Below are 14,785 nucleotides of genomic sequence, written 5' to 3'. Positions count from 1 at the left end.
GCCGCATGAAAGTCTCCAACAAAGTTGTGCAAGACCTGCGCACACTGGTTGAAAAAAATCAGATGCAAGTCGGAGACCGATTGCCTGCCGAAAGAAAGTTATGTGAACAACTCGGGGTTTCCCGTTCCTCTTTGCGTGAGGCTATTCAGCAATTGACCAGTCAGGGCATGCTGGTCAGCAAAGTTGGAGCGGGTACTTTTTTGCAACAGCTACCCACCAATTGGTCGCAATATCAAATTGTGCAGCCTTTAAGTAACCTGATTGATGAAGACCCTGCTTATCGTTTTGATGTGCAAGAAGCTCGAATGGTGCTTGAAGGTGGTACGGCATGGTATGCCGCACAGCGGGCAACTGCTGAGGATTTGAAAAACATCCGTGCCTGTTATGAGCAAATCGCCCATTTCCAAATTTTAGGTGATGACGATCAGGCTGCAATTGCCGATGCCAAGTTTCATTTGGCAATTGCCGAAGCATCGCACAATTTGGTGCTCATTCAAATGATGCGTGGCTTATTTGATTTGTTGCAATACAACGTAGTTTTGGGCAGACGCAAAGTCTATACCGAAGCCCACCGTTTCGATCAGTTGCATGATCAACACTTTCAAGTGATGGATGCAATTGAACGCCAGGATCCAGAAGCTGCCCGTTCGGCAGTGTGTGGACATATTGAATTTGTAGTTCAACAAGTACGTATGATAGACGAGGAAGATGCGCGTCGTCAGCGTGCGAGTCGATTAAACAGGATAGCGCCATGATTATTTCTTCTGCGAATGATTACCGCGAAGCAGCTAAACGCCGTTTACCGTCATTTTTATTTCACTATATTGATGGAGGTGCGTACGCGGAACAAACGCTAAAAAGAAATGTGGAAGACCTTTCACAGATCGCCTTGCGCCAACGTGTTTTGAATGACATGTCGGCTTTAAGTTTAGAAACCACTTTATTTAATGAAACCTTGTCAATGCCTGTGGCGTTGGCACCTGTGGGTTTAACGGGCATGTATGCGCGCCGTGGTGAAGTACAGGCTGCAGTTGCAGCTGACAAAAAAGGCATTCCATTTACTTTGTCTACCGTGTCGGTGTGTCCAATTGAAGAAGTGGTGCCTGCCATTTCACGCCCAATGTGGTTTCAATTATATGTATTGCGTGACCGCGGTTTTATGCGCAATGCTTTGGAACGTGCTAAAGCCGCAGGCTGTTCAACCTTGGTCTTTACAGTAGATATGCCTGTGCCTGGTGCACGTTATCGGGATGCACATTCGGGCATGAGTGGTCCAAATGCTGCTATGCGACGCTATATGCAGGCAGTGATGCATCCAAACTGGGCATGGGATGTGGGTTTACTGGGTCGTCCGCATGACTTGGGCAATATCTCTAAATACTTAGGCAAACCAACAGGACTTGAAGATTATATTGGCTGGTTAGGCAATAACTTTGACCCATCTATTTCATGGAAAGACTTGGAGTGGATTCGTGAATTCTGGGATGGCCCAATGGTCATTAAAGGCATTTTAGACCCAGAAGATGCTAAGGATGCTGTTCGTTTTGGGGCTGATGGAATTGTGGTGTCTAATCACGGAGGTCGTCAGTTAGATGGTGTGCTCTCGACTGCACGTGCTTTACCGCCAATTGCTGATGCGGTGAAAGGAGATCTTAAAATTCTAGTGGATTCAGGTATTCGTAATGGCCTAGATGTGGTGCGCATGTTGGCGATGGGTGCGGATACTTGTATGCTCGGACGTGCCTTTATTTATGCACTAGGTGCAGCAGGCGGGGCGGGTGTGAGTAATTTACTCGAATTGATTGATAAGGAAATGCGCGTCGCAATGACTTTAACGGGTGCTAAAAACATTCAAGCGATTAACTCAGATTGCTTGGTACAACTTGAGCGTGAACTGAAAGGCTAAATTGCCAACAGGAGCGATCAATCCATCAACCGATGCATTTGGCTGAATCGCTTAATTGTATTTTTCACCTTGTTTCAGGACTTGTACACTATGCCACAGACAATTTCTTCTGCAACACAATTTGATGCTGCAGCAACCCTCAAAAACTTGGTCGATATTGTGGGAAAAGCGCATGTATTGACCCATGAATCAGATACTCGTTTATATCGTCAAGGGCGACGTTTTGGCGAGGGACACGTTTTTGCGGTGGTCACGCCAGGTTCTTTATTGCAGCAGTGGCAAGTGTTACAAGTGGCTGTGGCAGCAGATTGCATTATTATTATGCAAGCCGCCAATACTGGACTCACGGGTGGTTCTACCCCTTTTGGTGATGACTATGATCGTCCTGTAATTTTGATCAACACCCAACGTTTAAAAGGTATTCAGCTCATCAACGATGCCAAGCAAGTGATTTGCTTGCCTGGTGCAACGCTAGATGCTTTGGAACAACAATTGGCGCCACATCAGCGTGAGCCACACTCAGTCATTGGTTCATCTTGTATTGGAGCTTCGGTGTTGGGCGGGGTATGTAATAATTCAGGTGGGGCATTGGTCAGACGTGGTCCTGCCTATACTGAGTTGGCCTTATATGCACAAGTCGATGCACTGGGCGAGTTGCAACTCATCAATCATTTGGGGGTGAATTTAGGGAACTCGCCAGAAGAAATTTTAACCAAACTTGAGCAACAACAATATCGCCCTGAAGATATTGAATATTCGGATCATTGCTGTGCTTCAGATCAGCGTTACGTGCATGATGTTGCCCAAGTCGATGCCGATACGCCTGCACGGTTTAATGCCGACCCGAGCCGTTTGTTTGAAGCTTCGGGTTCGGCAGGTAAAGTCTGTGTGTTTGCAGTGCGTTTGGATACGTTTGAGAAAATTCCGAGTCAGGTGTTTTATATCGGCAGCAATCAGCAGGATGATTTAACCGCGATTCGCCGTTTTTTATTACGTGATTTGCCGCGTGTACCGATTGCAGGCGAGTATATTCATCGAGATGCCTATGACATTGGTGCAGAATATGGCAAAGACAGCTTCTTGTTTATCGAGAAGTTTGGCACCAGTAAAGTACCTGCAGCTTTTGCCATGAAAGACAAAGTTGATGGTTTTCTAACCCGTTGGGGCATGCGTGGATTGTCGGATAATGTTTTGCAAATGTTCACGAAACTACTGCCAAATCATTTACCAGAACGCATGAACCAATTTCGTGATTTGTATGAACATCATTTAATTTTGCGCATTGAACAGCAAGATGTTGCGGCAGTTCAGCATTTTTTACTGGATTATTTTATCACGCGCAATTCCGGCAGTTTTTTTCTATGTAATGAAGATGAAGGCAGAAAGGCTTTTCTGCATCGCTTTGCAGTAGCAGGTGCTGCAATCCGTTATCGTGATACACACCGAAATGAAGTGGAAGACATTGTTGCTTTAGATATTGCGTTAAGACGTAATGATCAGCAATGGGTTGAAACCTTGCCCGAAGAGTTGGAGCAGGCGATTATTCATAAGTTGTATTATGGTCATTTTTTATGTCATGTCTTTCATCAGGACTATATTATTAAAAAAGGTCTAGACCCATTGGCAATGGAACATCAAATGTGGTCATTGCTAGATGCACGTGGGGCAGAGTATCCTGCAGAACATAATGTTGGGCATTTATATGTGGCGAAGCCTGCCCTCAAGCAACATTATCAAAAATTGGACCCGACCAATTGTTTTAATGTGGGCATTGGACATAGCTCAAAATTAAAAGCTTGGCGTTAAATAGGGATGAAAACTGAGCAGTGAAACTGATTCTAAGGATAGATGGATATGTTTAAGTTAGATAGCAGACTGCTACAGATTTTTTATTATGTGTACAAATTAAAAAATGTGTCTGCTGCCGCAGATGCGTTGGGCATGAGTCAGCCTGCGGTTAGTAACTGTTTAAATAAGATTCGTCAGCATTTTAATGACCCATTATTTTTAAGGGTGGGCAATGAAATGTTGCCAACAGAGTTGGCGAAACAGATTTTTTCACCGATTAGTGAAATTCTTAATAAAATTGAAACGGTTAATAACTTTAAAGTCGATTTTGATCCGACCCATTCCGATCAATTATTTACCTTGGCAATGACCGATGTTTCGCATTTGGTTCTATTGCCAAAACTGACAAAGTTTTTAAAAAAACATGCGCCTTCGGTACGGATTAAAATTCGTCCTATTACCCGTGAAACCAGTTATCAAATGGCAAATGGTGAAATTGATTTTGCGATTGGATTTTTACCTGAATTAGAACAGGGTTTTTATCAGCAGCAATTATTTTTACAATATTATGTGGTGATTAGTCGTAAAGATCATCCACGTATTTGTGAAAAAAGTTTAGATGTTGAAGCTTATATTCGTGAATCGCATGTCGATGTGGATACCAGTATAGGTCACTACCATATTGAAAATGAATTAAGCAATCGCGGTTTAAGACGTAATATTTTAATGAGTATTCCAAGTTATTTGGGCGTTGGGTTAATTGTGCAAGAAACCGATATGATTGCGACAGTACCTTATTATTTAAGTGAGGTATTGTTGGCACGTGGGAATTTACAAGTAGTAAGTGCGCCGTTGAATTTTCCAACTTATCCTGTACGACAGTATTGGCATACGTCTTGTCATCACCAAACCTGTCATCAGTGGTTAAGAAAAGTAATTTTTGATTTGTTTAGCCAGCATCCTTAATTAATGGTGTTTAAATTTTTTTAAATTGTTTTTAAATCATCATTCGCTAATTCCCTCATCTTTAAATAAAAGACTAAGTTAATCGGTTGAGTGATTTTTATTTGTAATGCAATAAAATTGAATTTCTGACCAAGATTTAGATTACAGCTATACATTTTATTTTCCATATAAATGTCTAAACATTCGCTTGTATCAGCACTACGAATACACTGACCATCGAGATACCATTTTGGTTACTTTGTCCATTAAAGTTATAAGCAATAACTTCAGCATCACCATGTTTCTGTTTTCATGCCATATTTAGGCATTTGCCTTGCACGCTAATGTTTTGATCAGGATGGAAAATAAAATGTGGATGAGTAGCATCATGACATTGCGAATTCTGAAAGCTAAGTTGATTTTATGACTAAAATCGACGCAGCGACCATTTTAGGTTTTAATATTGAAATTTTTGTTACTATGCTTGTGCAGGATAAGACCAAGGTATTGGCACATAAAGGGTTTGTTGAGCAGCGCATTCTATAGGTGTACTGAGTAGAGTTTGAGGTTGAGTTATGATCATGGGAATTTGCCCTGATGCTAATGCGTCCACAACAAAGACTGTTAAAAATGAGCAACCGCTTAAATTAAAATATTGCTTAAATATAAGAAAAAACCTATTTATTAAGTGGTTATGTAAATTTAAAGCAAAAAAAGATAATAGTTTTTTGTAATTTTATGAGTCATTGACCCAAAAAATTTATCGAATAGACAAGGTTTTCAGCAAAAAATAAGAACGAAAAATTCAAGTTGTCATTATTTGTTATTAGTCGGTGCATTCTTAGGAAGTGTGTGGTAGAAATTGTATTTAGAGGATATATTTCTGATTTAGTTGGTGGTCAGCAACAAACGAACTATCTAATTTGTGCAATTGAACATCAAAAATTCACAACTAAAATTCAACTGTATTGCTTTCAAATATGTGATTGAGTTGTAAAATTATGTGTTAAAATAGATACTTGTCACAGTTTTTGAATTTTGGGGTAGGAACTGTTGAAACATTTTTTACTACGACTCGGATTGGATCTGCGTAAACTTATTTTAATTTCCACAATTTTAAGTGTATCAGGCTTATTTGTCGTAAGTATTTTTATTTTAAATTATGTAATTAAACAACAATTAATTCAAAATTCACTTTCGATCAATGAAAAATATGCAGAAAAAATTGCCACCAGTGCCAATCAACATTTTTCAGATATGATTCAAGAGTTGGATTATAGTGCACGCTTATTAGAAAAAAATTTTTATAATACACAAGTTAGAAAAGAAGAAGTACAACGCTTAAAAAATCAATCCAATAATTTTAATAGTGTTTTATTGCTAAGGCAGAATAAACATATTTTAGCTTATGCACCTAACACATTAAAACTTAATTTTAATCATGCTTATAGTTCTGTTGGTATTAGTGAATCTATTGAGAAAAAGAAAACTTATATTTCATCTCCCTATTGGTCAGTAACTAATAATTTAGTTGTCATGATGTCACAACCTATTCATGATGCAAAACATCAATATTTAGGCATGATCAGTGGTACGATTTATTTACAGAAGAAGAACTTGATCAATACCATGCTCAATACACAGTATGATTATAAAAAAAGTTATATGTATGTGATTGATCAAAATAATCGTATTATTTTTCATCCAGATAAAAAGCGGATTGGTGAAAAAATTATCAACAATACGGGTTTAGACTATATTAATCAGCATAAAAATGGCTCAATCCGTTTAAAAAATAGTTTAGGTATAGATAATTTAGCAGGTTTTGCACATATTCCAAGTGTAAATTGGATTGTAGTTTCTCAGCAGCCCACAGAGGATTTACTTGCACAAGCGTATACGCTGATTTCAAAAGTATCGATTGGAATCTTCATTTTCAACTTTTTTATTTTTTTATTGATTTGGTATATCTCAAGCTTTATTTCTTCTCCTTTGAACCGCCTGGCACGTATGGCAAGTATGCTTAATCATGCGGACATTGAAAATAAAATTAAAGAAATTGATCCATGGTATTTCGAGGTTTTAAAGTTTAGAACCTCATTATTAATGAGTTCGGAAACCTTTAGTCATCGGATTGCGGAGTTAAAGCATCACGTCAATACTGATCCATTGACAGGTTTATATAACCGTCGTGGGATGCAATTATTTTTAAATGAGTTGGTCAAAACCCGAACTGAGTTTGCAGCATTGTCTATTGATATTGATTTCTTTAAGAAAGTTAATGATCACTATGGGCATGATCAAGGTGATATGGTACTGCAAACGCTCGCCCAAATAATGCAAACTAATTTTAGGGATCATGATATTTGTTGCCGTTCTGGGGGCGAAGAGTTTTTAGTGCTGATGACGACTGCCGACCCAAGTGTGGCATATAAAGCTGCGGAGCGTTTAAGAACGACCATGCAACAAACCAATATTAATGGTATGGGTGAAATTACCATCTCAATTGGTATCGCATTTTGGTTTAAAGATGCAGAGGATATTTCTGAAGTGCTTAAACTTGCAGATAATAAATTGTATGAAGCCAAACATGCTGGGCGGAATTGCACAAAGTCTACGGCTACATGAGAATTTGGATAGATTCCTATTCAGCTAACACAGAGGCATGCGATGGAAAAAGATCAAGATCCAACGATTGTGGTTGAAGACAGTCCTGAACAAGAAAAATATGAACTTCTGAAAGAAAAGCTGAAATACAAACAAGCGGAGCGCGAAAACTCTAAAAAGATTGATCATAAACAAGTACGGCTGAATATTCAGGCCGATGCCTTGCCAAGCAAAACCTTTTTTATAATGAATGCTTTGGCAGCTATTATTGCAGGCTATGGTTTATTGTCTAATTCAGCTGCAGTGGTGATTGGTGCAATGCTGGTTGCGATGATGCTTGGTCCTATTTCAGGTATGGCTTTAGCATTTATTGATAATCGATGGTTGTTTTTTAAAACAGCATTTAAAACCTTAGTTTTAGGTGTGTCGATGATTGTCAGTATTGGCATCATTTTAGGTCTTATCAATATTAACTTACCTATCACCCATGAAATTCTGTCTAGAACTCAGCCTACCATTATGGATTTAATGATTGCACTTGCGGGTGGTGCAGCAGGGGCATTTGCAGCCGTTTCACCACGTCTGTCTGTGGCTGTTGTTGGCGTTGCAGTTGCGACTGCTTTGGTACCGCCGCTGGTTGCAAGTGGCATATTAATTACGCATCTGGAATGGAAACATGCAGCAAATGCTCTGCTGTTGGCACTGACCAATATTGTTGCTATTCAAATTAGTTCTTCACTGGTGTTATGGGCAGCTGGTTTTAGACGCGGTTCAGATGAAGAAGTAAATAGCACAGTAATTGAATTTATTAAAAGAAATATCGTGAGTCTTTTAGTACTTTTTGCGCTGGGTATCTATTTAAGCTTTAACTTTATGATGATGTTAAATAAACAGATGTATGAACATCAGGTAGAAAGCTTGATTGAAAGTCAATTTAATCAACATAATAATTTGATTGATACGGTGCAGTTTGATCGGCGTAAAGAGATGACTTTAATTCGCGTAGTCTTGCGTGGAGATATAGCGCCAAAACCTCAACAGATTTCTGCATTGAATCAAAAATTAGCACAAGACCCACGTGGAAAACCAAGTGTGGTTCAAGTGCGCTTTATTCCTGTGCAAATTATTCAAGCCAAAGAAAGTCCTGATTTTGATATTAAGCAAGTTGAAGCCGAGCAATTGATACAACCTTAGATTCAACAATAAGAAATTGATGGTATTTACAGCTTACTTTAGATGGAGTCTTATTATTCAATAGGGCACTCATAATGTTACATATTACACCGATTTAATTTAATAGTCTCAAAAGGTTATAGTTAAGCCAATTTTAAGCTAAACCACTTAACATCCGATTTATTTCAAATCAGATTCACTATGCTTCCACGCTCTCCTTACAAAGGCACTTCTGGTTTACAACGGATTTTGAATGCCACAGGCTATTCTTTGGCAGGCTTTAAAGCCGCCTTTCAAAATGAAGCGGCATTTCGGCAAATCATTCTGATTAATTTACTGCTGATCCCGCTCAGTTTTTTCATGCCTGTCAGTCGTGTTGAACAAGTGCTCATGATTGTGGTGTGTTTACTTGCCATCATTGTCGAACTGATTAACTCTGCTATTGAAGCCGTGGTCGATCGTGTTTCAATGGAGCAACATCCCTTGTCTAAAAATGCAAAAGATATGGGGAGTGCAGCGCAATTTGTTGCTTTGGCAATTATCGCATTGACCTGGGGCGCATGCCTGATTCCTGCTTAATCCCTTAAAAACAAGCATAAAACAGACTTTAAAATAGATAGTGAGTTGAGTATTCCTCATGCGGCATCAGCATTCAAAATTTTTACTTCTTCAAGCAATTTTACTCCTTCTGAGTTTGCTGATATTGCTTAATTTATTTAGCGTTGCAGGCAGGCTAGATTTACACCTCATTCAACCCTTCGTGGATGCTCATGCAGAATTTCCACTTCGACAAGACTGGGCATTGGCTGAATTAAATCATCGGTATGTCAAATATATCCTGATTGCGGTATATCTGAGTTATTTACTGACTTGGTTGCTGTCTTTCAGATTTCAAAAATTACGTGCTTGTCGTTGGGAGTTTGGCTATTTCTTTTGGATGGTGGTGATTTCGACCAGTGTGATTGCAATACTTAAATCACAGTCGGCACATGCTTGCCCGTGGGATATGAGTATGGCTAGAGCGGACGGCGTTTGGTGGGATTTAAGTGCAACGGCAGGGCATTGTTTTCCTGGTGGGCATGCCTCAAGTGGTTTTGCTTTATTGGTAGGATATTTTGTTTATCGAGTTGCTCAACCTAAACGTGCTTATTTTTTCTTGATTGCGGCTTGCATTTTAGGCATGGGGATGGGCTGGGCGCAAATGATGCGCGGGGCACATTTTTTCAGTCATAATCTTTGGACAGGCTGGATTACTTGGTGTTTGAATGTAGTCGCTTATGCGTTCTTGGCGCATAAATTGCCACAATCAAAATCTAACTTAAAACCCGATCTTAACGCATCGGAAATTTAACCTGCACACATAAACCACCTAAACTGGCACTTTTAGAAAACTCTAAACTTGCACCTAAGCGTTGGGTGGCTTTATCTACAATAGATAAACCTAAACCGCTGCCAATTTCTGCATGGTTGTGAATACGGTAAAAACGCTGTCGAATTTGATTGAACAGTGCCGGGTCAATGCCTGCACCACTGTCTTCAATTTGCAAAATTGCATGTTGTTCTTGCTGAAAAATAGTCACATTAATCACGCCTTGTTTGGGCGTATATTTAATCGCATTATCAATTAAATTATAAATAATGGAATGCAAAGCAGAACTTTGCCCATGAATATTCAACTCTTGGCGTTGTTCGACACCTAAATCAATATCTTTTTGCAATGCCAATTGAATGAGCTGTTCCACACAGACAATGGTCATTTGATTTAAAGAGAGGGTTTGATCGCTTTCAATGAGACTATCTAAGGCATCTTGCTTGGCTAAGCTTAATAACTGATTGACCAAATGCTGTAAACGCAAAACCCCTTGGCTTAAATTATTGAGGGCATCACTATGTGGAAATTGCTGCAATAGAATTTGTACTTGTAAATTGAGTGCAGTGAGCGGGGTACGTAATTCATGTGCAGCATCGGCAACGAACTGGCGCTGTTCCTGCTGTGCGACAGAAATTCGCGTAAATAATTGATTCATTTCTTGAATAGTGGGTGTAAGCTCAACTGGATAATCCAGCATTCTAATTGGATTGAGATCCTGCGCTTTACGACGTGCCAATTCACTTTTAAAGTCATTTAGAGGTCGAAAATTATGGCGAATTAGCCAACTTAAAGCCAATAATGCAAAGGGTAAAAATAGTGCATAGGGAATAAACATATTTGCTGCTAACTCTAAAGCTAAATATTGGCGCACAGAGTTTTGCTGGCTAATTTGAATTTGCAGATTTTCCTGCGGCAAAATATAAGTACGCCACAATTCAGATTGAGTTTGATGACTATAAAAACCCGGTTTTTCTACAGGCTGTAGTAGTAATACATCTTGAGGGTGTAATTGTGGTGTTGCATCAGCATATGCCCAAATATCGACAAATAAGTCTTCTTCACTATATTTTTGATCTAAATTGATTTGGCTTCGCGTAGGTTCTGGGTGATTCGCTGCAATGCGTTCTGCCAAACTTTGCATTTGAGCATCTAAAATTTCATTGATCTCTTCTAGGGCAATTCGATAGGCTGCAAATACCAAAACGCAGCCCAACATGACACTTAAGATAGAAACATAAACAATCAGACGTTTTTGCAAAGAATAGGATTGCATTAAATTTGCCCTAAACGGTAACCTAAACCACGAATGGTACGAATAAAGTCCTTACCGAGTTTGGCGCGTAAATGGTGAATATAGACTTCAATAGTGTTGCTACTGACTTCACTGTCAAAATCATATAATTTATCTTCTAAATTATTTTTAGAGAAAATTTTATTTGGGTGGCTGAGCAAAGCCATTAAAATTGCCCATTCACGATTCGACAGTTCAATATATTCACCTTTGAATTTTGCCAAATGTTGTTCGGTATCTAAGACTAAATCGCCATAACTTAAAATATGCGCAGTATTATTCACTGGATTTTGTGTACCGCTGCGTCTGAGTAGGGCATAAATTCGCGCCAGTAATTCATCAAACTCATAGGGCTTAATTAGATAATCATCTGCGCCCTGATTCAAACCATCAACCCGTTGTTGCAATTGATCACGCGCTGAAATAATCAGCACGGGCAATTGTGGATGTAACTGGCGAATATTTTTTAATACCTGCATGCCGTCCATCATGGGTAAGCCTAAGTCCAGCAACACCAGCTGGATATCATGTTGCTGTAATTGCTTTAAGCCATCCATCCCGTTATTCACCCAAGTAACATCAAATTGTTGTAGCTTGAGCAAGGTCTGGGTCGATTCGGCAATCATAAAATCATCTTCGATGATTAAAATTTTAGGCATGTGATGACTCGTGCTGCGGTTGGGCGATATATGGAGTATGACATTGATTCAGCATATCATTTTTCGGGTCAATTACTTTGCTGTTTACATCCAGCAAGCCCAATAAACTTGGGAAAAGATTATCCTGACTCAATGTTGCTTGACGTTGTGCTTTTAAGCAATTCACTTGCGCAGAATTTTGTTGTTGCCAGGTTTCTGAAAACCACATCAGCATAGGTACATGGGTCTGTTGAGTAGGCGCCATAGAATATGGCGCACCGTGCAAATATAAACCATGTTCACCTGTCGATTCACCATGGTCAGACAAATACCAAAATCCGGTTTGATAGTGCTTTTGTTGCGCTAAAGTTTGAATCAACTGACTTAAAACATGGTCGGTATAGACAATCGAATTGTCATAGCTATTGCGTAAGGCATCGGCAGTGCAACCCTGAATCGCATTGCTGTTACACGTGGGTTGGAAAGGTTGATAAGCTGCGGTTGAGCGTTTGAAATAAGCAGGTCCATGACTGCCCATTTGGTGCAATACAATTAAATGTGAGCGCGTGTCTTTAGGGTCAAGTTGAGCAAGATAAGCCTGTAAACTATCCACTAAAATTTCATCTAAACATTCACCGCTGGCATCACACCATTTTTGTTTTAGCGCTGCAGGAATTTGATATTGCTGCACCCGATCACAAGCACCTTTACAGCCTGAATTGTTATCAATCCAAGTGACTTGATAACCTGCACGCTGGGCAATATCCAGTAAACCTTCACGGTGACTTGCAAGTTGTTCATCATAATTTTGGCGTGGCATCCCCGAGAACATGCACGGCACAGAAACAGCCGTGGCAGTACCACAAGAGTTGACTTGAGTGAAATTAATCACAGGCAGTTTAGACAGTTCTGGATTGGTATTTTTTGCGTAGCCATTCAGCGAGAAGCTTTCAGCACGTGCAGTTTCACCGACCACCAACAGCATAATTTTGGGTGCTGTGCCTGTTTGCGCACGTTGAATTAAATGCGCATCTTCACCATAGCGCAGCAGCGGCAAATTCTGTTTAGGAGCTTTCTTTTTATAATAGGACAGACCAGATGCAATCGCATTTTGTGGCGAAAGCATGCCTTTTAAATCACGATGTTCACGGAAGATTGCAGCATAATCGACATAAAAACAGAACAATAAACCCGAAATCAGCACAATAGAAACTACACTACCCAAGGTCTTTTGCAGTAATTGTCGAGCAAAATGAGTCGGCTGAATTTTAACAGACCACACTAAAACCAATGGCAGTAGCACAAACAGCACACTCCAAACCACCAAACGTACAGACCAGAGATCACGTACTTCACGCACATCGGTTTGCAGCATATTCTGAATTTGGTCTGCGGTAATCACTACACCTAAACTATTGACAAAATAAGCGCTGAATCCACCAACTACAATCAAAATGCTTGCTAATATTTTGGCATTCCAACGCCAGTTCAGCCATTGCAGCAACAGATGATATGCTGACACAATCACGATCACAGTTGCGATCACTAGGTTAGTGGCTTTAATTCCTTGATAAGGTGTGAATTGTTTAATTTTCTCATAAAATCCATAGTTCAATACCAAGCCTAACCATAGGGCAAGCATTAGATTGAAATAGAATAAAGAAATCGGTTTTTGCCAAACGCGCAGTCGGGCCAAGAAAGACGGAGCAAGTGGTGATTGGGTCTGCTTAGACATCGTCAATGATTCAAAAGACTTTAAGATGCTTTAGCCTAAAATTTGAAACTTAAAACTGACTTAAAATTGCGGGCTGAATCTGTCGTAGTTTTATTTGAATAACTTTGAAGATAGAAATTTTAGAGAAGTGAACTTTGCATAAGTAACCTGTTTATTCACTTTATTTCTGAAGTTTCCCCCTATCTCTGAATATATTTTTATTCAAAGACAGGGCAGAGATTTATACTGAATTTCCTAGGTTTTAAGCCACTGCAACATGGAACATTGAACCAATCCACGCACTAAATACCATGGCGACAATACCCCAAATCATGACTCTCAATGCGCCTTTCCACATACTTGCACCACCGACATAGCTGGCAAGCGCCCCCATAATACCTAGGCTGATTACACCGACCAACATCACACCTTTATCTAACAGATGCTCAGGTAAGAGTAAAATAGACACCAATGGGAATAATGAACCTATGGTAAATGCCAATGCCGAAGAAAATGCTGCGGTAAAGGGTCGCGCTGCGGTGTGTTCTAAAATACCAATTTCATCACGGGCATGGGCATCTAAAGCATTGTGAGCAGTCAATTGTATGGCCACTTGTTCTGCCAATTTGGCATCTAAACCGCGAATCATATAAATATTGGTGAGCTCTTTTAGCTCATGCTCTGGGTTGAGTTTTAATTCACGTGCTTCCATCGCAAGGTCATTTTTTTCAATGTCTTGTTGAGATTTCACCGAAATATATTCGCCCGCTGCCATAGAAGCAGCGCCCGAAATTAAACCCGCAATACAGGTAATCAACAATGTTTGAGAAGATGCACCACTAGCTGCCATCCCAACGACCAAACTCGTCACAGAAATGATTCCATCGTTCGCCCCTAAAACTGCAGCACGTAACCATCCAGATCGTGAAATATAATGTTTTTCGAGGTGGTAAGAATGAGGCATAGATCAAATTCTCTTGTTATTCAATTTTCATTGATTGATGTGTGATATAGCATAAATCATTCTAAAAAAATTATCGGCTAAATAGGTGCTTTATTTCAGAAAAAGATGTTTTGTACAAAGCCAATGACCATAGGTAAAGAAAGACGGAATAATGATTTCATCATTAAGCAGCTTTGGAGTAGGTTTGGTTTATCCCTTGTTTCCCTTTTGATGGAGCATAGCATTACGCAGCAGGCTCAAACCAAATGGCAATATTTTCGCAATGAATGAGTGCTCGGTAATAGGAAGACCAATGGGTTGTCGGATAAATTTAAGGTTTAGGCTTATTCGTTTGGAAATTATATTGTGGAATAAGCCTTAGAGATAGTTTGTGCACCAAAGCCATTT

Annotated in this window: 13 protein-coding genes and 1 pseudogene; 9 read left to right on the top strand and 5 right to left on the bottom strand. The window is 39.6% G+C overall.

Annotated elements, in window-relative coordinates:
* Positions 1–5: 5 nt before the first annotated feature.
* From lldR to L6C30_RS03445, 9 genes are all read left to right on the top strand, one after another.
* Positions 6–755 (top strand): transcriptional regulator LldR, encoded by a 750-nt coding sequence (lldR, locus tag L6C30_RS03480; protein WP_236162322.1) that lies wholly within the window; start codon positions 6–8, stop codon positions 753–755.
* The gene (lldD, locus tag L6C30_RS03475) at positions 752–1,906 is read left to right on the top strand and encodes an FMN-dependent L-lactate dehydrogenase LldD (RefSeq protein ID WP_236162323.1); all 1,155 of its coding nucleotides are present in this window, start codon (positions 752–754) and stop codon (positions 1,904–1,906) included. The genes lldR and lldD overlap by 4 nt, the downstream gene beginning before the upstream one ends.
* A gap of 90 nt (positions 1,907–1,996) precedes the next feature.
* Positions 1,997–3,712, top strand: coding sequence for a D-lactate dehydrogenase (dld, locus tag L6C30_RS03470; protein WP_236162324.1), 1,716 nt, complete (start codon positions 1,997–1,999; stop codon positions 3,710–3,712).
* A 48-nt stretch (positions 3,713–3,760) separates the two neighbouring features.
* Positions 3,761–4,660: a LysR family transcriptional regulator gene (locus L6C30_RS03465; RefSeq protein WP_019837852.1), complete on the top strand. Its 900-nt coding sequence runs from the start codon at positions 3,761–3,763 to the stop codon at positions 4,658–4,660.
* A 402-nt stretch (positions 4,661–5,062) separates the two neighbouring features.
* Positions 5,063–5,185: a hypothetical protein gene (locus tag L6C30_RS14905; RefSeq protein ID WP_268920004.1), complete on the top strand. Its 123-nt coding sequence runs from the start codon at positions 5,063–5,065 to the stop codon at positions 5,183–5,185.
* 507 nt (positions 5,186–5,692) lie between these two features.
* Positions 5,693–7,267, top strand: a complete 1,575-nt coding sequence (locus L6C30_RS03460) for a sensor domain-containing diguanylate cyclase (protein ID WP_236162325.1) — start codon at positions 5,693–5,695, stop codon at positions 7,265–7,267.
* A gap of 42 nt (positions 7,268–7,309) precedes the next feature.
* Positions 7,310–8,440 carry a TIGR00341 family protein gene (locus tag L6C30_RS03455; protein ID WP_236162326.1) on the top strand — a complete coding sequence of 377 codons (1,131 nt, stop codon included), beginning with the start codon at positions 7,310–7,312 and terminating at the stop codon, positions 8,438–8,440.
* Positions 8,441–8,620: 180 nt separating this feature from the next.
* Positions 8,621–8,998, top strand: coding sequence for a diacylglycerol kinase (locus tag L6C30_RS03450; RefSeq protein WP_236162327.1), 378 nt, complete (start codon positions 8,621–8,623; stop codon positions 8,996–8,998).
* Between the two features lie 58 nt (positions 8,999–9,056).
* Entirely contained in the window at positions 9,057–9,770 is a 714-nt protein-coding gene (locus tag L6C30_RS03445) for a phosphatase PAP2 family protein (protein WP_236162328.1), read from the top strand.
* Here the strand turns inward: L6C30_RS03445 and L6C30_RS03440 are convergent.
* From L6C30_RS03440 to L6C30_RS03420, 5 genes and pseudogenes are all read right to left on the bottom strand, one after another.
* Complete coding sequence (locus tag L6C30_RS03440) at positions 9,751–11,064, bottom strand: ATP-binding protein (protein ID WP_236162329.1); 1,314 nt, start codon at positions 11,062–11,064, stop codon at positions 9,751–9,753. The genes L6C30_RS03445 and L6C30_RS03440 overlap by 20 nt on opposite strands.
* A complete protein-coding gene (locus L6C30_RS03435) occupies positions 11,064–11,741 on the bottom strand; it encodes a response regulator transcription factor (protein WP_070152486.1) in 678 nt (225 codons plus the stop codon). The genes L6C30_RS03440 and L6C30_RS03435 overlap by 1 nt, the downstream gene beginning before the upstream one ends.
* A complete protein-coding gene (locus tag L6C30_RS03430) occupies positions 11,734–13,455 on the bottom strand; it encodes a phosphoethanolamine transferase (RefSeq protein ID WP_070152483.1) in 1,722 nt (573 codons plus the stop codon). The genes L6C30_RS03435 and L6C30_RS03430 overlap by 8 nt, the downstream gene beginning before the upstream one ends.
* 241 nt (positions 13,456–13,696) lie before the next feature.
* Complete coding sequence (locus L6C30_RS03425; protein ID WP_236162330.1) at positions 13,697–14,398, bottom strand: VIT family protein; 702 nt, start codon at positions 14,396–14,398, stop codon at positions 13,697–13,699.
* Between the two features lie 104 nt (positions 14,399–14,502).
* Positions 14,503–14,708: pseudogene (locus L6C30_RS03420) on the bottom strand (IS5/IS1182 family transposase); the annotation flags it as partial.
* Positions 14,709–14,785 lie beyond the last annotated feature (77 nt).

This window comes from Acinetobacter sp. KAM396, assembly GCF_021602765.1.
Taxonomy (GTDB): Bacteria; Pseudomonadota; Gammaproteobacteria; order Pseudomonadales; family Moraxellaceae; genus Acinetobacter; species Acinetobacter towneri_A.
Note: the sequence above shows the minus strand (reverse complement) of the source record. Positions and strands in the feature narration are given on the sequence as shown.